The sequence below is a fragment of the Aeromonas sp. 600527 genome (assembly GCF_049175415.1).
Lineage (GTDB): Bacteria > Pseudomonadota > Gammaproteobacteria > Enterobacterales > Aeromonadaceae > Aeromonas > Aeromonas veronii_A.
This window is the reverse complement of record NZ_JAAKVA010000006.1, coordinates 191,826-211,554: the sequence shown is the minus strand read 5'-3', so window position 1 is coordinate 211,554 and position 19,729 is coordinate 191,826. Positions and strand designations below refer to the sequence as shown.

Here is a 19,729-nt window from a genome sequence, read left to right as displayed (position 1 = left end):
TAGCCCTTGTCTGGTGCGGGCTGTAGCCATTTTTCTTGACGCGGTAACCTGTAACACTGAGAGGTTACACTTTTCCATAGAGCATGAAATCCTACCCCGCTAGGCCCAGCGGCTAAGCATTAGCTTGCTCAAATTTGATACCCTCTGTTGCGCCTATCAGTTACTATGGGTATAGAAAGGCAATCATAAATACCTAGAGCCTTTCATTAAAAGAGTAGTGAGGTGAGGTGAGATGAAAGCAACAAGCTACAGAATTCTCTATGCTGCGGGTTCAATCTTGGACTTGATGCCTAGTCGTAGCTATGCAAAGGCTCGGCAGCACACGTCAGACGCAGACAAACTGGCTAGTGACTGGGTTGCTGTAGGTAAAGATCTTTGGAATGCGATAGATAAGGTAAATGGAAAATACAACACCGGCCAACCGTCCAGATCATGATGAAAATGCGGCTGATACCAAACTCAGCCGCATTGAGGATGATGTACTCGCTCATCCTGAGCTGTTAGAACGTTTAATTCAAAAGCCAGAAATCAAGTCTATGATTTCAAGAGAGTTTTTTTCTGGCCCACTCCCTCCCCCTAAAGTACTGAAGTCTTACGAGACGATCCTACCTGGCACCGCTGAGCGAATTATTCAAATGGCGGAGCGAGAACAAGCTCACCGTCATAGCATTGACACTATTGCTCTGAACGGTGATATCAACCGCGATAAACGTGGACAAAACTACGGTTTACTCCTCGCTTTGAGCTTTGCACTAATTACGGTTGTGCTTGGCTTGAATGGTCTTGAGACACTGGCAGCCATTATTGGCTCTGTTGATCTAGTGGCCCTCGTCACGGTCTTTGTTATTGGTAGAAAATCCCAGTAGCTTGAGCAAGATAGTTAGTGTTACCAAGAGGCTCTCAGAGCCTCTTTCCCTGCCTCAATAGTTCTTCTCACCTTGTCTCGCACTGCTAACCCAGACTATGCGCCCACAAAACTGAAATCCTACAGTTCCTTCTGTATGCCCATCTTTACTTAAACCACTGTTTATAAAGAAGAAAATTGTATTTCTGCAAGTAAAAGGTTAAAGCGTGGAGATAGATAAACGTCCACGAAAAGTACAGTTTTTTCATATATATCAAAGGATTAAGTTTTCTTTGTGCCTCAAAAATGGGATGTGGTTTTGCAAAAAGCTGCAATTCCTTTCACTTCGTGCAGTTCCTCCCAAGCCCCTAAACCCCAAGAACGGCGCGGCCTAGAGCTAGGAAACTGCGGTAATCCATTTTTGCAAAAAATTTTCTTAACGCAGCCCGCAGGCGGGAGCGGATGAGCGCGGATTTCGTTGCATCGCTTTGTCTGTAGTCCTATGGCAGGCCACGGAAGCGATATATACAGTACGTCCAATAATAAAAAGGCCCATAATCAAGGGGCCTTTTTATTATTTTCAATTAATGGAGATTTTAAAAAATGAAAAATTATTTCACTGTGTACGTGCGGCACGCCGTCTAGGTAATGTCCTAATTTCTGGTAGTTCTTCTTGAAGACCTTGATCGCCGGTCAATATTTCAACATGTCTTCCCATGTCAAGATAATAACTTGCTACATCCTTTATTGTTGCGTCACCTATAGATATGGCTCTTGCAGCAAGAATGGGCCAATTATCAGCAAGTTGAATTAACCTCTCTGTTGTCCACAATTCTGCTTGTTCTACAAAGGCAGCCCAAGGACTATCTCCATTCGCACACTCCCTAATTTTTTCTGATAATCTCATTGCCGTATTATAACAATCAGCATGCCTTGTAATATGATTACCAGTCTCAATAATGGTTGCTAAAGGAAGTACTAGCAATGCACCTTCCGCTCTTGAGGCCTCTATTTTTTCAACTATACGTTCATGGGTCCACTTATCTCTCTGAGGGCCACAATCAAGCATCCCTGGCACTTGTAGCCACACACATAGAACACTTGTATCTATTATCAGGACCTTTCTCATAAGGAATCCCCCGACATCAGCGCTTTTTCAATTGCACCTTCTGTTGAGAGCCGCCCCAATGATCCCCTTGCCATCAAGTAGTCAAGTTTCTCTATATCTTCCAATGGAGTTAGTACACTAAATCCTGTTTCTAGATCTCTATGTGCCACAGTAATAAATGGAACCATTTTATTACCTGCCGCATCAAGTAAAGCTGGATTGTGCGTTGTTACAATAACATCAATTCCTCTATCCCTACCTAAATCTCTCAACATATTAATAAGGATTTTTGCTCTAGAAGGATGCAACCCATTATCAATCTCTTCAATTACAAGAAGGCTTCCTTCTGCTCTAGTGAGCATGGCTGTTACTATAGCTAAGTAGCGTAATGTCCCATCAGACATTCCTCGTGCATCGACAGTTTCTTCATTACCATCATGCCATGTTTCAGAACAATAGATCATTGCGTCAGTTTTGAACCTTCCTACTGACTCGGCCCACACTTTGGCAATGTCTCTTTCAGGCAGTTTTCTCAAATAGTCTGTCAGAATTTGTTCTACTAGTTGTTTTTCATCAATCTCTAACGCAGCTAAAACCCCCGCAATATTTGATCCATCAGATTGTAATTTATCTGAGAATGGAGTGTACCCTCTCATATGACTTGGGATTGGATCAAATACAAATATTTTTTGTAGTTGGTTTATTACCAACCGTACTGCATCTTGGATTTCCTTGCGAATCAGCAGGCTTTCCGCTTGATTAATGATCGTAAAAGATCGATTCAGATCAAGTCTCTTCCCTGGACCATTAGTTCCTGATGCGAAATATGCAGGTATACTTGGAGTACCGGCAACATCTTGTTGTTGAGTATAAAAGAGGCGTTTTTCTTTTGCAGTCGTAGACCTTGGTCCATAACGCTGAATTAACAACTCCTCTTGCGATACTTCAGCCCTTACAGTTTCGTGAACTCTCACAGTAAGAGAGTATTTGTAGTCTATGAATTTATTTTCTGAACCAAAAATGACTTCAATGGAAAATTCCTCAGTCCCTCTTCTACAAATCCATTCAGCACCACCTCTAAGAGGTGAAATATTCATATCACCGAAAATAGATTGATGCAGACTGAGCCCTGACGTCGCTCTTTGTAAAAAAACTAGTGCATCAAGAACATTAGATTTTCCACTAGCATTTGTACCAATTAGAATTGTTAATGGGTCTATGTATAAACTGGACTTTTCATAACTTTTCCAGTTTGTAAGATTTATTTGCTTTATCACTTAAGCCTCTCACTCTTGCAAAATATGTTAATGAAAATCATCTTCTTAAAGGAATCCTACTATTTGTCGAAGCTAGCTACAACACCGCAGAGTCAGAAAAAATAGAACATCCCAGCATGTATACTCGTACAGGCTTTGAGGTATTAGGGAGGCGCACTAGCATTTGTGTTTTGCCAGGTTGAGCCTTGATTATCCAACCGTGTTTCAGTGCTAAACGTGCAGCCTTTTTATAGTCTCCCCCTTGGTTGATCTCCCGCCATCCCTCTGGGAGAACAAAAAATAATACACCTTCATCACTTCCCATCTTAGGGTTCTTCCGATATCCAACCATCTGAGCAGGCCTATGATTTGGATCATCCCAGTCAGCAAATCGACTGTACTGGTAGACGGTGAAGAACTGGCGGATCTGGCGCAGGGTTGCCGCATCTTCCTGGTTGCCCAGGTGTCCACGGTCGGCCAACCACGCATCAAGGCAAGTTCGTGCGGCTTTGGTGGCTTCTCCTGCTTGCCATCCAGTGATACCCAAGCGGGTGGCCAGCTCACCAGCTGCTGCAACCAGGGCAAAGCGGTTAATAGCTCGCCCTACCTGATTACCAGCGCCCTCTGGGGTCATGGCCGTGACCAACCGGCGGATCTCGCCCTTCATCCAAGCGCTGTGCCCGTTCAAGTCATTGGCCAATGCCTCTATGTAGGCTCGAAAGGCTGTGCCGTGTTGCCCTTGCAGGCGCTCGCGCAGGGTATCGGCAAACTGGCGGCCATCAGCCATGCCATGCAGCTCCTCAAACGCACCGTGTTTGCCGGTATCACTCGGGATCTGGATGGTACGGATCTCCATACCAGCAAAGGTGCGCTGACCCGCCTGCTCGGCGTGGTCTTCCAGGGAAAGCTCACCCGTTGAGAGGAACAGCAGACGCCACTGCTTGCGCTCGCGCAGCTCCCCATCCTGGCGGCTCCGGCCCTTGCCCTGTCCGTTGGCCAGCATATAGGCGACCAGACCGGCCTCCCGTCCATCCACCTCCTTGATTTCATCTAGGCACAGCAAGGCATCATTGCGGCGACTTGCGATCCCTTCTATCGCGTTACCGGTGGCTCGCCAGGTATGGGCGAACGCCTCGGGGCCGTACACGCTGGCGGCAGCCATCATGACGGTGGTCTTGCCATCAGTACTCTCGCCTTTCAGGTGGAAACCGCCCCCCTCAACTCCAATCAGCGATAGCAGTGGGGCAGCAAAGGCACACGACATAGCAAAGGCTAACCGACTATTGCCAACCGCCAGGGCGGCAACCTGGGCTTGCCACTCGGCCAAGGTGCCGGACGTAGTGAAGTCGTTATTCACATAACCGGTGGTTTGCAGGATCACCTCGTTGGCATCCGGCCCCAAGTTGCCATTTGGCAGCACATAGGCCCGCTTGTGCCATCCAGTGCGCTCGACACAGGTGATCCTAGCTTGCGGTTGGCAGCTCATCAGGTAATCGCGCAGCAGGTTCTTTTTGCTCATGTTGATATAACTGAGCCCGCTTTCCGCCAGCTGGCCAAATACCTCCTCGCCGCCTTTGTGAACCAACATGCGCATGGGCATCGCCCAACGGCGGGTCTTGCCGTTGGTATCCCGCCACTCCAGCAACCGGCCAAAGCCTTGGCCCTGTTCAGTGTGGGTGATCGCCCTGACATGCAGCGGAGAACTGATAGGCACCGGCACCCGTTCGGCCTCCTCCCCCTTGCCGCGCCACTCCATAGCAAAGAGGCGATCTTTCCCCATGCTGTAGTTGTCGGGGAGTTCTGGTGTCTCTGGTGCTTGTTCTGTTGGGGTCTTGGTATCTGCGAAAGAGGTCATGATCGCCTTCTTGGTATCGAGCAGCCCATGGGCCTGGTGGTAATCGTTCCAGTCACCAGCTTCACCAGGAAGGCAGATCAGCCCCCCTATCGCTGTTGCTGCTTCTTGGGCTTTGGCTTGGCCAGGGTTGCCATCAATATGGGCGTCGTTGTCACCGGTAATCAGGATCGGCTCTGCTCCCTCTCTGCGCTGGGCTATCTCCGCCACGGCCAGCAGATTGTTTGCATCCATGGCGCAATAGACGGTTGCCCCTGTCGCCAAATGGACAGAGACACCCGTTGCGTAGCCTTCACAGATTGCCACCCGTAACCCGCCGGTTAACCGGTGAAATGCACCAGCTTTCTGGCCACCGGCCAAATAGCGCTTTTCGCCCTGGGGGTCGATGAGCTGAACGTTAACCAGCTGATCATGTTCATCCGTGAGCGGGATAACCAGGGAGCCTTGGGGGAAGTTGTGCCGCGCTTCTCGGATCAGGGTCTGATTAGTATCTGCCAGCCAGTCTGGCAGGTGCTTGAGGGAGAGATAGGGGCTACGACCCTTAACGCAATCCCCCATGATTGAGGCGGCCCTGGTGCAGGCTTTCCGCTTGGCTTTCTCTTCATCCTGTCTGGCTTTGGCTGCTACCTGCTCGGCGTTCTGTCGGCGGGCGGCGACCTCGTTTGCATCGAGACCGTCTGGGGATAACCCGAGCAAGGTGGCCACCTCTTGGGCGGCCTCCTTGGTGCTCTTGTGGGTGGCCTTGGCCAGCAGGGTTAAGCCATCACCGGCGCCGCACTGGGAACAAATCCAGGTGCCCCGCCCCTCCTTGTCATCCAGGCGAAACCGGTCTTTGCCACCGCAGGCAGGGCATGGGCCATGCTGGCCACGCTTGGGAACCGATAGGCCAAGTTCAGCTAGGATAAAGGGCCATTGGCCACGGGCTGCCAGGGAGACATCAGAGACAATTCGAATAGAGGTCATGACTCACCTCCAGGCAGCCGATCATTCAGCTCACTGATCCGGCAAGAGTTGGTGTCTATGTCTTTCGCCAGTGCCTTGAGCAGGCCAGACAGGCCATAGGTAAACTCTTCATGGTCGATGCGGCTCTTACGCTCCCAATCCACGCTGGCTGACAACAAATGGGAAAGGGTATGAAGGGCACACACTGACGTATCCAGTTCAGCAGTAACGCGGGTAAGCTCTTTGGAGGGGGTTTGGTGGGTGTTCATACTTGCCCCCTTTTCGCATTGGGAATACGGGCAACAAACACGAGCGGCAAGCCAGGCAGATTGGCGCGCGCTTGGGCTTCGGTATCAGCGACAGCAGAAATAGTGCGTATACGGTGAAGGTCAGAGACCCTGCCATGAGTGGCGATCAGGAAGGTGAAGATCATTTGGGTTATCCCTACGTGAAGTTGACGCAGGGCGGATCGGGTAGCCGCAAAGCAGTGCTCACGTAGGCAGGCACAGTGGGGGCGTTTTCTTTGGCTCCCGACCCATGCCCCCAAAACAGGATAGATCTCCGGCAAGATGCCAGAAATGGGGGAAAGGGACGCAAATTTTCCTACGTGAGTCGCTGCTTGCGGGTGCTTAATCCGCCAGCCTTGTCGCTTGCTTAAGGCGACACGAGGAAGGCTATCCGAATTGATCTGTGGATGCAACTCTTGCTGGGGATCAGGGGCTTTGCTATGGTGCATGGGCTTGCTCCTCTGGATTTGGGGGTGGGGTAAGCAAATAGGGAGCCCTGGCAGGCTCCCTTTTGTTTTTCTGGGCGGTTACTTCCCCAACTCCCTTTTCAGTTGCTGCCGTTTGCCTGGACTGTCACACAACGCCAGCAGATCAGCGCACTCCGGACGGGTTGAGGTAATGAGCGCGTTGCGTGCTGCGGGGTTATCCCCCTCCAGCGCCACCGGCTCGCCGTTCAATGCCTCATTGAGAGCACTCCCCAACTCGGCAAGTGCCCAGCGGCGGGCCTCCTCGAGCCCCATGATGCACCCTTTGGCACGGGTCAACGCAGCCAGCTCTGCCAACTGTTGTTTGAGCGGTTTCAAGATGGCGGGCGCCAACTTGTTGTCGAGGTGGTTGTCATACCATCCGGAGACCCTCCGCTTGGCGAGGTCGGTTTCACGCTGGGCATCATAGAGCGGCAATGCCAAGCGTTTCTCTTGGCGCTCCGACATGCTGGCCGCCGCTTGGGCATCCTCTATCAACTCGGCCAATTCGCGGTATTCCCGCGCCTCCTCCAGCGAGACCTCTCCCCCCATCATCTGGCTTATCCGCCCTTGACGCAGCTCCTCACGGCGCGCCTGGGCAGACGGGATTTGCGCCATCAGGTTTTTGCGCTGCTCGCGCAAGGTCAATATCTCTTGGTCGAGTTCTATCAGCTTGCTGTGTTCGCTTTGAAACAGGGCCACATGTTCATCCAGGCGACTGGCACAAGTGGCAGCGGGGGCAGTCGGCACGGCCTGCACAGTAAGATTCTCTTGCATCGTGTTACTCCTCAGTGACAAGGGTGATGGCATCAAAAGCTGCGTAGGCGGTTGGCTCGCCCAAGGCGTAGGTCTGGGCGCGGTTGTAGCGAATGCCCCAGCTGGCCAAGTCGTCAATGTCGCCCGCAGTGAGGCGGTGGGTGTGGTTGACGGTGAGCACCTGCAGGTTCTCGACCAGCGTGATGGCCAGATAGGTGCCTGGCATATGCTCGTGCGAGACAAAGCCCAAATCCGCAATCTTCATGCGCTGGGTTTTATCCCGTACCTGTCCGGCCTTGAGGTGGGCTTTCTGGTGAGCGCGCAGCAGGTCGCCACCGACCATCACCACCAAGCGCGGGTCTTGGCGGTACGCCTCAGGCAGCTTCTCAATCAGGGCATACACCATGCTGTCGAGGTCGGCGAAATCGCCCTTGCCGCTTGTGGAGAAGGTGACCGCATCGCGCAGCACCCGCAGCCCCTCGGGGTCAGCTGCCTTGGCCAAGGCGGGCCAGCCCACCATCACATCCTCCCCGTTGGGGTTGGCAACGGGGTCGGTATTGACGGCAGCAGATTGGCCATGGAAGCCGACCCGTATCAAGTCATCACCAAAGGCGGCCAAGGCCAGCTCTTCGAGCAGGGCGTTAACCTGGGCTTGGTCGAGCCCTTCCAGCATTTGGGCCAGCTGTTGCCATGTCCAGATAACGCTGCTGTCCATCTCTTCGTATTGGTGGGCGCGCTTGCTCGGCTTGGCCGGAACCATGAAACGCGCTTGCGCCTTGCGGCCACTGCGCAGGGTTGGCTTGAGCGGGTCAAAGCGCGGGGCGTGCGGGTCATCCACCCCCAAGATAGAGACCATCCACAGGAACGGGACGGCCTGCAAAATGGCCGCCGTCAGAGCCAAACTGGTGGCATTGTCGAGGTTGCCGAAACTGGGTTGCGGCGCGGGGGCAAAGCTCATGCGCACATCGCGCAGCAGGTCAGATAAGGTCATCAGAAAGGCTCCTTAGTAGAGGGGGTAGGTGTTGTCAGAGTCGGGGTTATCACGGCGGCCAGCAGTGGGCGGGTCTGGTGGGCAGGGCATCATGCTGGCGAGCTTTTTGTTGATGCTGTCGATATCCGACACCAAGGTTTCCAGCTGCTTAAACATGCGATCAGGGTCTGGTGTCCGGTTCACCGGTTTGGTGGGGACTGGCACAGGCAAAGAGGCTGGCACCAAGAGCGGGCGCGCCTCGGGCCGCTTGGCACTGAATTGCAGTTGGGTCAGCCCCGTGATGGTCGGCTGGTCGGTGACAGAGACCCCCGCCAGATACCACTGGCCAGTTCCTGCAAAGTTTTCAGCCGCCTCAATGGTGCAAAAGCCGTGGCTGCCGTTGGCGTTGAGGTCAATCAGCTCAAGGGTCGGACAAAGTACCGCCATCAGCTTGAGCTGGCCGTCTTCCTCTTGCACCTTCACCGCATCCACATAGCCAAGTGGGCGAATGCGTGCCCCCTCTGGCCAGAGGTTGGCCACATAGAAACTCGGGTTGTAGGTCTGGGCCAGCTCGCGCAGGCACTCGGGGGTAATAGTGCGGCCATCCAGTGTTGGCCCCGCCGTGGCGATGCACACCCAGCCGGTTTTGACTTGACTACTCATAGCACCCACCGATCATTTGAAACGGTTTTTTTTTGCTCTTTAGCGGCCTGCTCATCCAGCTGTTTTTGGCGTTCGTTCATGCTTTGACACAGCGGGGCGTGCGCCTCCGGCGACAGCCCTCGCGCCAGTGCGATGGCCATGGCGCTGGCTCGCTTGGCTGAAGGGCTCAGGGTGTGGCTATAGGCCAGTGTGGACACCCAAGAGTGACCGCAACTGGCATCAGTGCATTGGCAATAGAGATTGGCGATCCCTACCGTCATGCGATTGGTTTTGGTGATACGGCCTAATTGGCCGCACTCGGTGCACATTACGCGCATAGTGCATACCTCCTGGTTATTGGACGGAGTTCGCGGGTTTGCTGGAATGCAGCATCTTGCGGGAGGCGAGGAACGCATCGAGATCGGCGCGTTCGTAGAGGGTACGGTTGCCGAGCTTGTAGTAAGGGATCTCATACCGGCCATTACTGGCCCAGACCCCAAGGGTCTTCTCGGACAACCCAAGGTAGGCGGCAGCCTCACGGCGAGTAAGGCGTTGCGGAGTGTTCTGGTTTATTACTGATTTCATCTTGGCACCCCCAGTATTGCTTTGATGGTGCTAATTTTCTCTGGGGGGCCATGATATTAGTAGGGAGAAACGAAGCTCTGTTTTTTTTACTTGAGAATCTAGAACGGTTCTGTTATCGCCTGCTCTACCGGCATATTCCATACACCTGCATGAGTAAGCGTTCTTTCCCACGTTTTGAGACACTGGTGATCAGCAAATGCCAGGGCGTTTTTCCTATGTGTTTTTCTTAGCGATTCAGGCTCAATATTCAAATTCGGATATACTAAATCCAACGTTACCTCATCATTAATGAGACCAGGATAGAGCTGATTAGCAATCATGGTATCCAATAACATGAGGTACTTATTGGTTAGAGCCTTCCGCAACGCATTATTGCTAGCCTTGACTCCATCTTGGCAATAATCGATAGCGCTTTCCTGGCGCCACTTATCAAGCAATCTGCCCATATCCTCCAGGATCTCCCTGTTCGTGTAGTGACTCAAGTTGAGCGACACAACAATATTATCACCAGGAGAATAATTAGGTTCAGATGCAAAAGCATCCACGCATGCCTTGGTTTTATAATGTGCGCTGAATGAATCGACAGGGCTTAACTCCAGCTCCTTAGCTATGTTGGCCATCTCGTAGACCTTGCCAACTGAAAGAGGGGTCACGCTATTCAGATGTGACAGCACCCTAGGCTCATCCAAGACAATATCATTAATAAATGCTTGGAACTGCTTTGTTTTGGTACGGAGTTCCCGTAGTGTGGTGAACTCTGATATGCCAGTCTGCTTTATTAACTCTGAAACCTCGTGAGGCTCCATTTTCCCCTTCATAAACTCATACACATCAATTTCTATATCGTCTGGTCTGATAATCATCAGAGAGTCAGATTTGCACATCCTCACCCAAGGTTCTATATAATATCCTGCTGCGGGATCATTTTTTATTAGAAGGTCATAAATATTCGCTCTCAAATGTAATTGTTCAATCAATTCTTTTGAGGTCAACTTTACTACGTTTTTAAATTTATCACTCTTGAAAAAAGAAAATAGTTTAACCTGCATATCTCCATTTTTTATGGAATGCTTAAACTCTTCACTCTCCATATAGCTAGCTTTAAACAAGATCTTTTCCTCTCTCGTTGTCGGCCACGCCATGCAGACTTAGTAATAACCGGCGTTGTTCTGTTTCTGGCAGTGTGGCGAAAATGGTTAATAAATTACTATTGGCATTATTTTTACTGTCCAAGCGGCCTGCGTATTCCAAAATATCCCGTTCAATCCTGGTTGCCGGTTTGCGCAGCTCGTCTGCGGTGAAGTGGATGTAACCCTGGGTGACATCTGCACTGCGCAGTGTGCGGTGATTCATCAGGCGCTTGATGGTGTACTGACCGACCTCGGCCAGTTCGGCCACGGTGCCGAAGGTACGGCGGGCATCGTGGCATTTGAACTCGAGCGGCGGCAGGCCGTCAGGGTTGGGGTTAGGTACAGTAGCCGCACAGATCTTGGCTATGACACGGCGCGGTTCATGGATGGGGCGATCCGGATTACGACCAGGGAACACAAACCGGCTCTGTTTCAGGTTCCAGTGCCAACGGCGGCGGAAAATGGTGAGCAGGGTATCGGTGATCGGCAGCTCCAGCGGATCACCATTCTTGGTCTGGTCAATCCAGAAGTAGCCGCCGCTCATGCTGACCCGATCCCAGGTGAGCTGGAATACTTCAGCGCGGCGTAACCCCGTAAACAGCGCCATGTCGATGGCATCGCAGACGGTGGCGGTCGTATCGTCCCGCCAGTCGATGGCGTGCTGCCTGACCTGCTCCACAGCATCCAGCCAGCGCCTCAGTTCATGGGTGCGGATCCGGTCGTTGCGTCTGGGGGTGTTGTGCCAAAGCCGCTTGCTGCTCAGGACTTCGGTCGGTGGCTCGGGCAGCATGACCCGATCATTGGCATCCCGATAGTGATCACGGGCAAAGCGCCACACGGCCCGCAGTGTGCGCGCCCAGCGGTCAGCCTGCGCCTTGCTGCCCTTGCCGGTGCCCGCCTTGCGAAACTCTGGCGATGCGCCGTGCCAGGCACTGGGCAACCCTTCGGTGATGGCCTTGTGGCGAACCTCGATCTTTTCCCGCGTGAGTTTGACCAAGGGGATCGTCATCCAGTCGCCGGAGTAGTTGTTGAGATCGGCGCGGTAGTGCTTGGCCGTCTCTGTTCTGATCCGGTCGCCACGGCTGGCAAGGTAGGCATCTATCGCCTCGCCCAGGGTGACTTTCAGCTTGTCCTGTTCGCGGCGGATCACGTTGGGGTTCTGGCCAGTGATGGCCACCTCTCCCAGGATCTCCAGCGCCTTGGCGCGGGCCATGTCGATGGTCAATGCCGGATAGCGCCCCAAGGTCGCCCTGATAAAGCGCCCCTCTTTCCTCTTGGCCACGCTAAACGACTTGGTTCCAGTGGCCCCGACCCGAAGCCTCAACCCCTGCACCATGGCATCACAGTACTCGACCTGCTTCCCCTCTGGTGCGCGGGGCAGAGCATCGATCGTGGCCTTGGTGAATTTGAACGCTTTCATCTTCCCCCTACAAAACAGGCTAGCCAGAGGAAGGGCAGGCAAGACAGGTCTTGTAACCTCTGTAACCTCTGACTATTTATGGTGAGGTTACAAACAAACCCAGTAAAACCGTGGCCTATAGAGACTTGTAACCTTGTAACCTCTGTAACCTCAATATTTAAACCCTATGCGACCTTTTTTGGCCCAAGGGGGGGGAGTGGCGTTTGCTGCTCCCTTCCCTGGCTAGCCTGCTCTTGGCCGACCAATCGATCCAGGTATCCTAGAAATCGATTGGTCGAAAAAGGATACCTATAGGATATGACAGAGGGAGAATATAGGGGAATACCAGAGAAGGTCATAAAATGATCATTGCGCTCTAAGGCATTGATTTATATAACATCATATACTGTACGTAAATACAGTAAAATGCGTTTTCCCCACGCTCATAATCGATTGGTCGTGGGTTCAAGTCCCCCAGGGGCCACCAAATTGAAAAAGGCCGCTCATGATGAGTGGCCTTTTTGCATCTGCGGATCGAGCAATGTCCCGTGATAAGCTCGAGGAGGCCATAGAAAAGACCCGCCATGGGCGGGTCTGGGCAGGGTCTGGATCAGGCGCCTCACTAAGAAACAAGTAGCCTAATGCTGAGCCTCAGGTTTGCTCGTTGCTGCCGCTCTGGATGGATGAGCGACTCCCGATGGCAGGCAGCATCCGGGTAACCAGATTGCTGCGCTGGCGCCAGGAGGTGAAGACGATGGCCAGCAGATGCAGACCAATCAGTCCCTGCAGCGCCACCACGCACCACTCATGCCACTCGTCAGCCCCCAGTTCAAATCCCGTCTCGGTATTCTGAAACCAGCCGCTGCCTGCTGTCGCCAGCACGACCAGCCAGAGCGCCCACACAGCCAGCTTGCCGCTGCCGTGATGACCCGGTGCCGGAGGCTGCCGCTCACGCATCTCGCGCGCTTGCTGGCGAAAATCCTCACCGCTGGGGATTAAGGCACTAAGGCGAGCGTAGCCACGGGCGAAAGTGAGCCCCCAGAGCAGACGCAAGGAGACCAGCCCAATGGCGCCGTAACCCAGCCACTCGTGCCACTCCTCCCCCGCTTCGTTAACCCAGAGGTTGCCGATACAGATCGCCGCCACACCCCAATGGGTCAGGCGAACCACAGCATCCCAGCGAAAGGGATCACCCTTTTTGCTTGGCATACTTGTGATACTCCTTCTTCAGGTCGTTGACCTTGGCCAGGTGCTCGCGCGCCTTGGCTTCGTCACCGGCCTTGAGCGCAGCCAGGCTGGCATCCAGCTCGGTCTGTACCTCATTCATGCCTTCGAGGAACTTCTCCTTCTTGGCGGCAGGCATGTTCTTCTGCTTGGCCACATCCAGCTGGGCCTTCATCTCGTTGATGTGCTTCTCCATGGTAGCCGGATCATCAGCCTTGACCGCCTGCTTGTAGTTGAAGCCAATCTTCTTCATCGGCTGTTCCAGATCGCCAGCCATGGCAGGCAACGCGATCAGACCGAACATCAGAGGCAGCAGCAGGGGGCGAACAGTTTTCAACATGGGATTTCCTTATATAACAACATGCTCAAATTATTAGGGTCACCTATGAATCCAAACAGGAATTCATCACCAGCATAATGCCATGACTCATGGTGAAGCGTTTGTGAAAAATGATGTTTTTTGTGGCAAATGGTGACAAGAGTGCCTCGCTTGTTAACCACAGCAACATGAATGCATCGACAATCAGGCACTTTTCGGCATAAAAAACCCCGCCATTGGCGGGGCTTGTCACTACGGGTATCGGCTATCAGCCTGCCTGCTGTTCACGCTCGATGGCGCGCCAGCCGATGTCATTGCGATAGAAGACACCGTCCCACTGGATACGGGCAGCCAGCTGATAGGCACGCTGCTGCGCTTCAGCCACTGTATGGCCCAGCGCAGTCGCGCACAGCACGCGGCCACCGGCGGTCACTACGGTATCGCCCTCAAGGCGGGTACCCGCGTGGAATACCTTCTCGCCGCTCGCCTCTTCCACCGGCAGACCGCTAATGGCCTTGCCCTGCTGGTAGTCGCCGGGATAACCGCCAGCAGCCAGCACCACACCAATGGCTACGCGGGGGTCATAATTCGCTTCCACCTGATCCAGCTTGCCGGCACAGGCGGCCAGACAGAGCTCCACAAGATCGGAGCGCATCCGCAGCATGATGGGCTGGGTCTCGGGATCACCAAAGCGGCAGTTGAACTCGATCACCTTGGGATTGCCTGCACCGTCGATCATCAGGCCAGCGTAGAGGAAACCGGTGTAGACGTTGCCCTCAGCCGCCATACCGCGCACGGTCGGCATAATCACCTGCTCCATCACCTTGCGGTGCACTTCATCAGTCACCACAGGCGCCGGCGAATAGGCGCCCATCCCGCCAGTATTGAGGCCGGTATCGCCATCCCCCACCCGCTTGTGATCCTGACTGGTGGCCATCGGCAGCACATGCTCGCCATCGACCATGACGATGAAGCTCGCCTCTTCCCCTTCCAGAAACTCCTCGATCACCACCCGGGCACCGGCGTCGCCAAAGGCATTGCCGGAGAGCATATCGCGCACGGCCTCTTCGGCCTCGGTCAGGGTCATCGCCACGATAACCCCCTTACCTGCGGCCAGACCATCGGCCTTGATGACGATGGGCGCTCCCTTCTCGCGCAGATAGGCCAGCGCGGGCTCCACCTCGGTGAAGTTCTGGTACTCGGCAGTCGGGATGGCGTGACGGGCCAGGAAATCCTTGGCAAAGGCCTTGGAGCCCTCCAGCTGAGCAGAAGCCGCGGTCGGACCGAAGATGGCCAGCCCCTCGGCACGGAAGGCATCGACCACCCCTTTCACCAGCGGCGCTTCCGGGCCAACGATGGTCAGACCGATGCGCTGCTCCTTGGCAAACGCCAGCAGAGCTGGAATATCGGTAGCTGCGATAGCCACGTTCTCGATACTCCCTTCGTGCGCGGTGCCAGCATTGCCGGGGGCGACGAAGACCCGGGTCACCAGAGGGGATTGCTTGGCCTTCCAGGCCAGGGCGTGTTCGCGGCCACCATTGCCAATGATCAGTACTTTCATCGTATCGCTCGCTTCTATGTGGGTCGCAGGCTTCCGCCAGAGGGAAGCCGGTCGCAATAGTCAGTGGAAAAGAGACAACAAAAGGGCCGCCCATGGCGGCCCTGATCCATCAGTGACGGAAGTGGCGCATGTTGGTGAAGACCATGCACATGCCGTGCTCGTTGGCGGCGTCGATCACCTCCTGATCGCGCATCGAGCCACCCGGCTGGATCACGCAGGAGATACCGGCCTGCGCGGCAGCATCAATACCGTCGCGGAACGGGAAGAAGGCATCGGAGGCCATCACGGAGCCCGCCACGGTCAACCCTTCATCAGCCGCCTTGATACCGGCGATTTTAGCGGAGTAGACGCGGCTCATCTGGCCGGCGCCGACGCCGATGGTCTGGCCATCTTTGGCGTAGACAATGGCGTTGGATTTGACGAACTTGGCAACTTTCCAGCAGAACAACAAATCTTGCAGCTCTGCCTCAGTCGGCTGGCGCTTGCTAACCACGGTCAGGTCACCCAGAGTCACCATGCCGAGGTCCCGCTCCTGCACCAGCAAGCCGCCGTTGACGCGCTTGAGGTCAAACCCTTGCGCCGGGGCCGTCCACTGACCGCATTCGAGCAGACGCACGTTCTGCTTGGCGGCGACCGCATCGCGGGCCTCCTGGCTGACGGTTGGGGCAATGATCACCTCAACAAACTGACGCTCGACGATGGCCTTGGCGGTGGCGCCATCCAGCTCACGGTTGAAGGCGATGATGCCGCCGAAAGCAGAGGTGGGGTCGGTCTGGTAGGCACGATCGTAGGCACTCAGCAGGTCGTTACCGATGGCAACGCCACACGGGTTGGCATGCTTGACGATGACGCAGGCCGGCTCGTCGAACTCCTTCACGCACTCCAGCGCCGCGTCAGTGTCGGCGATGTTGTTGTAGGAGAGCGCCTTGCCCTGCAACTGGGTCGCGCTGGAGACAGAACCCGGCGCGGCATGCTCTTCGGCGTAGAAAGCGGCAGCCTGATGGCTGTTTTCGCCGTAGCGCATGTCCTGCTTCTTGATGAACTGGCTGTTGAAGGTGCGCGGGAAGCGGGACTCCTCATCACCCTCCTTGTTGTCGCCATAAGAGGGCACCATGGTGCCGAAGTAGTTAGCGATCATACCGTCGTAGGCAGCGGTGTGCTCGAAGGCTTTGATCGCCAGATCGAAACGGGTCGCCAGTTTCAGACTGTTGCCGTTGGCATCCATTTCGCGAATAATCCGATCATAGTCGGCAGCTTTGACGACGATAGCGACATCTTTATGGTTTTTGGCGGCAGAGCGAACCATGGTCGGGCCGCCGATGTCGATGTTCTCGACCGCATCGGCCAGGGTGCAGCCCGCTTTGGCCACGGTGGCAGCAAAGGGGTAGAGGTTGACGACAACCATGTCGATGGGGGAGATAGCGTGCTGGGCCATGATGGCGTCATCCTGATCCCGACGGCCAAGGATGCCGCCATGAACCTTGGGATGCAGGGTCTTGACCCGGCCATCCATCATTTCAGGAAAACCCGTGTAGTCGGAGACCTCGGTCACCGGCAGACCCGCCTCGCCAAGCAGCTTGGCGGTACCGCCCGTGGAGAGCAGGGCAACACCACGCTCGTTGAGTGCCTTGGCAAATTCCAGAATGCCAGTTTTGTCAGACACACTCAGCAGTGCACGGCGAATGGGTCGAGCTTGTTCCATCACACTATCGTCCTCAACATAACGGGGACCGTTCCATGGGAGGCGAGGCTCAACACAGAGAGTCCCCAAATAAATGGAAGTGGGGGATTTCGCAAACCACTCTCGCCCCGACATCCGGCAAAAGCGTTTTAGGAAATGCCCGCTTGGTGCGGCGCTCTGTTATGGGCGCGTATTCTACACAAAAAATGTGACCTGTGGTGGATTTTTTGAAACAGCAAAGCCTTATTTGGCGCGGCGTTAAACGTTTTCCAATTGATTTTCTCGAAACGTTTGCACTTTCAGTGTTTTATGGGAAAAAGGGTCGCCAGGAGATGTTTATCTGCCCCTTTTATGCCCTTGGCTGGCAATCCATGGGCAAAGGGGTGATAGTGGATTCCGGTTTTTGTGGCGGCATACATTCAAGGGGAGAGAGAGCATGTATCGGATCGGTGAACTGGCCAAGGCGTGCGGGGTCAAGGCAGATACCCTGCGTTTTTACGAGAAGAACGGGCTTATCTCACCGGGGATCCGCAACGAATCCGGCTACCGCCTCTACAGTGAACAGGACAAGCGGCGGCTGGAGTTCATCATTCGCGCCAAGTCGGTGGGCTTCTCCCTTGCAGATATCGGCGAGCTGCTCGACCTCGATACCAACAAGGCCAAAGTCACCTGTCAGGAGGTGAAAGCTGTGGCCGACACCAAGCTGGCCCAGGTGGAGCAGAAGATCATCGAACTGACCCGCTTTCGCGACAACCTGCGCGAGCTCTCCAATATCTGCTGCGGCGGCCCCCGCTCGGCGGAGCAATGCGCCATCCTCGAGACGCTGGAATCTGGCGCCCCGGCCCATCACGAGCATCATAGCCACGACCAGCATGACCCGGTTCACGGCTGACATGGTATGCCTGACTGAGCGTGCCTAGCTCAGTGTGACTGACTCGGCGTATCCGACGCATTGCTCCAGCTGCGATTTGGTGACAAAATCACCGCGTTTTTAACCGATGCCAGTGCATCCGGTTGCCGGGCGCTAGCCTGAACAGGCGCCCGCAGCGAAAACCGCCATCCAGACACAAGCATCAACACCCCAAGGACAAAGAAGAGGAGCCATCATGGCCAAGATTCGGGTCGACCAACCCGCCCTCCCCCGTGAGGAAGATGCGCAAGGGGGCTGCTATGCCCATCAGCGCGGCGAGATAAAGGATAACCATCTGCACGCCCTGCTCTCCGATCCCCTGTTTCGCAGCCGGGTCGAGCGCAACAAGAAGGGCAAGGGGAGTTACCAGCGCAAAGCCAAATTCGGCAAGCGGTGGGAGCCCGGCCAACAGCAGATGATCCGCGTCTGCTGCTGAGCGGGTTTCTACCGACCATAAACAATCAGGGCGCCATTGGCGCCCTGATTGTTATCTCAAAACACGGTTCGCCAAAACTGGCTCACGACCTGTCGCGAGAAGCTGTCAGCAAGGTGAAGAGCAGCGCAGGAACCGGAGCGTATAGAGATACGTGAGGCTTCCGAGCAGTACATGAACCTTGATCTCGGCCTCGCAGCCAGATCGTGAACCCGTTTTCACTCATCCATAAACAGTTCGAGCAACACGTTGAGATAACGGTGGCCGAGAGAAGTGAGCTGCCAGCTATCCCCCAAATCCTCGATCAGCTCCTTGCTTTGGGCGATGGCGAGCACCGTCTCCACCCGCTCCAGCGGCAAGCCGGTATAGGCCTCGAACTCCGCCTTGGGGGCCGGTTCAAACAGGCGGAAGCGGTTCATAAAGTATTCGAGCGGCAGATCGTCTGCCGTCACCTGCCACTGCTCGTCCAGATAGGGGCGACTCTTGTCCAGATACCCTTTCGGATGCTTCACCTTGGCGGTGCGCAGGATCTGCTGATTCACGAGATCGGTCACCTTGCCGTGAGCACCACAGCCGATCCCCAGATAGTCGCCGAAACGCCAGTAGTTGAGGTTGTGATGGCACTGGTAGCCCTCTTTGGCATAAGCCGAGATCTCGTACTGGCGATAACCGCTGGCGGTGAGCATGGCGTGGCCCTGCTCGTAGATGTCCCATAGGGTGTCATCTTCCGGCAGTTTGGGCGGCTTGGAGGCAAACGCCGTGTTCGGCTCTATGGTGAGCTGATACCAGGAGAGGTGCGGTGGTGCACAGTCGATAGCCTGTTGCAGGTCATAAAGGGCGTCATCCAGACTCTGATCCGGCAGACCGTGCATCAGATCCAGATTGAAGGTGGGCAACTTGATGGCATGGGCCAGTGCCGCCGCCTTGCGCGCCTCTTCCGGGCCGTGAATGCGGCCGAGGCGGCTCAGCTTCTCCTGCTGGAAGCTCTGCACACCGATGGAGATGCGGTTGATGCCGGCGCGCTGGAAACCGGCAAACTTGTCCGCCTCCACCGTGCCCGGATTGGCCTCCATGGTGATCTCGCAATCTGCGGCGAGCGGAATACGGGCCCGCACCCCGTCCAGCAAGGCTTGCATCGCCTCCACCGTCAACAGGCTGGGGGTGCCGCCACCGATAAAGATCGAGGAGAGCGGCCGCCCCTGTGCCCACTTCAGATCCTGATCCAGATCCTCCAGCAGGGCGGCGACATATTCGAGGTGAGGCAACTCCCCCTTCTGGGCATGGGAGTTGAAGTCACAGTAAGGGCACTTCTGGACGCACCAGGGCACATGAATATAGAGAGAGAGCGGCGGCAGTTGCAGCATGG

19 protein-coding genes and 1 pseudogene are annotated in these 19,729 nt (G+C 54.9%); 3 read left to right on the top strand and 17 right to left on the bottom strand.

The window, feature by feature from the left end:
• Window positions 1-398 precede the first annotated feature (398 nt).
• Window positions 399-866, top strand: a complete 468-nt coding sequence (locus G5154_RS10535) for a DUF2335 domain-containing protein (protein WP_167566886.1) — start codon at window positions 399-401, stop codon at window positions 864-866.
• 594 nt (window positions 867-1,460) lie between these two features.
• Here G5154_RS10535 and G5154_RS10530 read toward each other — a convergent pair.
• The 16 genes and pseudogenes from G5154_RS10530 to purH form a co-directional block, all read right to left on the bottom strand.
• A complete protein-coding gene (locus G5154_RS10530) occupies window positions 1,461-1,973 on the bottom strand; it encodes a hypothetical protein (protein ID WP_421263934.1) in 513 nt (170 codons plus the stop codon).
• A complete protein-coding gene (locus G5154_RS10525) occupies window positions 1,970-3,229 on the bottom strand; it encodes an AAA family ATPase (RefSeq protein ID WP_421263933.1) in 1,260 nt (419 codons plus the stop codon). The genes G5154_RS10530 and G5154_RS10525 overlap by 4 nt, the downstream gene beginning before the upstream one ends.
• A gap of 76 nt (window positions 3,230-3,305) precedes the next feature.
• Window positions 3,306-6,023 carry a DUF927 domain-containing protein gene (locus G5154_RS10520; RefSeq protein WP_421263932.1) on the bottom strand — a complete coding sequence of 906 codons (2,718 nt, stop codon included), beginning with the start codon at window positions 6,021-6,023 and terminating at the stop codon, window positions 3,306-3,308.
• Window positions 6,020-6,271 carry a hypothetical protein gene (locus G5154_RS10515; protein WP_043851642.1) on the bottom strand — a complete coding sequence of 84 codons (252 nt, stop codon included), beginning with the start codon at window positions 6,269-6,271 and terminating at the stop codon, window positions 6,020-6,022. The genes G5154_RS10520 and G5154_RS10515 overlap by 4 nt, the downstream gene beginning before the upstream one ends.
• Complete coding sequence (locus G5154_RS10510) at window positions 6,268-6,435, bottom strand: host cell division inhibitor Icd-like protein (RefSeq protein WP_231556980.1); 168 nt, start codon at window positions 6,433-6,435, stop codon at window positions 6,268-6,270. Before G5154_RS10510 ends, G5154_RS10515 begins: the two co-directional genes overlap by 4 nt.
• Window positions 6,436-6,816: 381 nt before the next feature.
• Window positions 6,817-7,530 (bottom strand): hypothetical protein, encoded by a 714-nt coding sequence (locus tag G5154_RS10505; RefSeq protein WP_421263931.1) that lies wholly within the window; start codon window positions 7,528-7,530, stop codon window positions 6,817-6,819.
• Window positions 7,531-7,534: 4 nt separating this feature from the next.
• Window positions 7,535-8,500, bottom strand: a complete 966-nt coding sequence (locus G5154_RS10500; RefSeq protein WP_421263930.1) for a P2 family phage major capsid protein — start codon at window positions 8,498-8,500, stop codon at window positions 7,535-7,537.
• 12 nt (window positions 8,501-8,512) lie between these two features.
• Entirely contained in the window at window positions 8,513-9,142 is a 630-nt protein-coding gene (locus G5154_RS10495; protein ID WP_019444969.1) for a GPO family capsid scaffolding protein, read from the bottom strand.
• A 104-nt stretch (window positions 9,143-9,246) separates the two neighbouring features.
• Window positions 9,247-9,459: pseudogene (locus tag G5154_RS10490) on the bottom strand (ogr/Delta-like zinc finger family protein); the annotation flags it as partial.
• A gap of 16 nt (window positions 9,460-9,475) precedes the next feature.
• Window positions 9,476-9,706: a helix-turn-helix domain-containing protein gene (locus tag G5154_RS10485; RefSeq protein ID WP_075116276.1), complete on the bottom strand. Its 231-nt coding sequence runs from the start codon at window positions 9,704-9,706 to the stop codon at window positions 9,476-9,478.
• A gap of 98 nt (window positions 9,707-9,804) precedes the next feature.
• The gene (locus tag G5154_RS10480) at window positions 9,805-10,815 is read right to left on the bottom strand and encodes a DUF6387 family protein (protein WP_368172282.1); all 1,011 of its coding nucleotides are present in this window, start codon (window positions 10,813-10,815) and stop codon (window positions 9,805-9,807) included.
• Window positions 10,808-12,256, bottom strand: coding sequence for a tyrosine-type recombinase/integrase (locus G5154_RS10475; protein WP_043852300.1), 1,449 nt, complete (start codon window positions 12,254-12,256; stop codon window positions 10,808-10,810). The genes G5154_RS10480 and G5154_RS10475 overlap by 8 nt, the downstream gene beginning before the upstream one ends.
• Window positions 12,257-12,886: 630 nt before the next feature.
• Complete coding sequence (locus tag G5154_RS10470) at window positions 12,887-13,444, bottom strand: cytochrome b/b6 domain-containing protein (RefSeq protein WP_216980127.1); 558 nt, start codon at window positions 13,442-13,444, stop codon at window positions 12,887-12,889.
• Window positions 13,425-13,799: a cytochrome b562 gene (locus tag G5154_RS10465; RefSeq protein ID WP_216980126.1), complete on the bottom strand. Its 375-nt coding sequence runs from the start codon at window positions 13,797-13,799 to the stop codon at window positions 13,425-13,427. Before G5154_RS10465 ends, G5154_RS10470 begins: the two co-directional genes overlap by 20 nt.
• Window positions 13,800-14,046: 247 nt before the next feature.
• On the bottom strand, window positions 14,047-15,339 hold the full coding sequence (purD, locus tag G5154_RS10460; RefSeq protein WP_216980125.1) for a phosphoribosylamine--glycine ligase: 1,293 nt from the start codon (window positions 15,337-15,339) through the stop codon (window positions 14,047-14,049).
• 109 nt (window positions 15,340-15,448) lie between these two features.
• On the bottom strand, window positions 15,449-17,041 hold the full coding sequence (gene purH, locus G5154_RS10455; RefSeq protein ID WP_421260222.1) for a bifunctional phosphoribosylaminoimidazolecarboxamide formyltransferase/IMP cyclohydrolase: 1,593 nt from the start codon (window positions 17,039-17,041) through the stop codon (window positions 15,449-15,451).
• A gap of 415 nt (window positions 17,042-17,456) precedes the next feature.
• On the opposite strand from purH, the gene zntR reads away from it, so the two are divergent.
• Together zntR and G5154_RS10445 are read left to right on the top strand one after the other, a co-directional pair.
• Window positions 17,457-17,912, top strand: coding sequence for a Zn(2+)-responsive transcriptional regulator (gene zntR, locus G5154_RS10450; RefSeq protein WP_335837108.1), 456 nt, complete (start codon window positions 17,457-17,459; stop codon window positions 17,910-17,912).
• Between the two features lie 214 nt (window positions 17,913-18,126).
• Window positions 18,127-18,366, top strand: coding sequence for an alternative ribosome-rescue factor A (locus tag G5154_RS10445; protein ID WP_236348958.1), 240 nt, complete (start codon window positions 18,127-18,129; stop codon window positions 18,364-18,366).
• Window positions 18,367-18,581: 215 nt separating this feature from the next.
• Here the strand turns inward: G5154_RS10445 and hemW are convergent, their stop codons facing one another.
• The gene (gene hemW / locus G5154_RS10440; protein ID WP_421250788.1) at window positions 18,582-19,727 is read right to left on the bottom strand and encodes a radical SAM family heme chaperone HemW; all 1,146 of its coding nucleotides are present in this window, start codon (window positions 19,725-19,727) and stop codon (window positions 18,582-18,584) included.
• Window positions 19,728-19,729 lie beyond the last annotated feature (2 nt).